The 1844-nt window shown below is 65.1% G+C and carries 1 protein-coding gene; it reads right to left on the bottom strand.

Translation table 11 applies throughout. The annotated features are described in order from the left end of the window. Positions 1-1844, bottom strand: a 1844-nt coding sequence (locus tag ACZ60G_RS44065; protein WP_465818382.1) for a type I polyketide synthase, incomplete at both ends; no start/stop codon positions are given.

Raw genomic sequence — 1844 nt, 5'->3', positions numbered from 1 at the left:
GACACACCAGCACGACGCGGCCGATCCACCACCGGCCACGGCACCGACTCGGTCAACAACCGCACATGACCCTCGGACCAATCAACCTTCGTAGAGGGCTGATCCACATGCAAGGTTTGCGGCAACACACCGTGGCGCATCGCCATCACCATCTTGATCACACCACCCACACCCGCGGCAGCCTGAGCGTGACCGATATTGGACTTCAACGACCCCAGCCACAACGGACGATCCGCATCACGGCCCTGCCCATAGGTCGCCAGCAACGCCTGCGCCTCGATCGGATCACCCAGGGTGGTACCCGTTCCGTGGGCCTCCACCGCATCGACCTCGACCGGAGACACCCCGGCATTCGCCAACGCCTGCTGGATCACCCGCCGCTGCGACGGACCATTCGGCGCGGTCAAACCATTCGACGCACCATCCTGATTCACCGCCGAACCAGCGATCACCGCAAGAACCTGATGCCCATTGCGGCGCGCATCGGACAAACGCTCCAACACCAGAACACCGGCACCTTCGGACCACGCGACACCATCGGCCGCGTCCGCGAACGACTTACAGCGACCATCCGGGGACAGGCCCCGCTGGCGACTGAACTCGAGGAACATGTCCGGGGTCGCCATCACGGCCACACCACCGGCCAATGCCAGATCACATTCTCCCGACCGCAGCGACTGCCCGGCCAGATGCAATGCCACCAGCGACGACGAGCACGCCGTATCCACGGTGACCGACGGCCCTTCCAGGCCGAACGCATACGACACCCGACCCGAGACCAAACTGCCTGCGGCGCCGCTACCGGTCCCGGTTGCTTGGGCGTAGTCGTGGTACATCAGACCGGTGAACACCCCGGTCGAGCTGCCACGCAGCACCGCCGGATCCACACCAGCGCGTTCCAACGCCTCCCACGAAACCTCCAACAGCAACCGCTGCTGCGGATCCATCACCGTGGCCTCATTCGGACTGATCCCGAAGAAATCCGCATCGAAATCAGCTGCGGAATACAAGAACCCGCCATGACGGGTGTAGGTCTTACCCGCCTTACCGGGCTCCGGATCGTAGATGCCCTCGATATCCCAGCCTCGATCCACCGGCATCTCCCCGGTGGTCTCAACGCCCGAGACGACCAGATTCCACAGGTCCTCCGGCGAAGCGACCCCACCTGGATAGCGGCAGGCCATCGCCACCACAGCGATCGGTTCGTCGTCGGCGCGGACCCGACTGACCGCGAGCTCTTCGACAGCTCCGGTGCCGGTGAGTTGTGAACCGATGAACTCGGCGACGACTTGCGGATTGGGCTGATCGAAGATGAGCGTGGCCGGGAGTTGCAGACCGGTCGCGGTGTTGAGTTTGTTGCGGAACTCGATGGCGCTCAACGAGTCGAACCCGAGCTGCTGGAACGCCTGCCGGGGTTCAACAGCATCGATCGAGGCATGTCCGAGGACCTCGGCAGCCACCGAGCGCACCAGGTCGAGCAGCGCACCAGCGCGATCGGTATCGGATAGGCCGGCCAGCTTCTGGGCGAACGCCTGACCCGCCGGGGTACGGCTGTTGCGGCGCGCCGGGGTCGGCACGATCGCGCGGACGAGAGCCGGGAGCTGCTCGCCCCGGGTTCGAAGCACCGCCGGATCGACCCGCAACGCGACCAACTGAGAGGTGTCGGTCGCGATCGCCGCATCGAACAACGCCAAACCCTCAGCCTCGGTCAGCGGCGGGAAACCCTGCCTGCGCATCCGATCGAAATCGTCCTCGGACAACTCGGCACCGAGCCCGCTCGACCGCGCCCACAGACCGTAATCCACAGAGGTCGCAGGCAATCCCAGACTGCGACGATGCGCCGC

It is taken from the genome of Nocardia sp. NPDC102475 (assembly GCF_055584605.1).
Note: the sequence above shows the minus strand (reverse complement) of the source record. Positions and strands in the feature narration are given on the sequence as shown.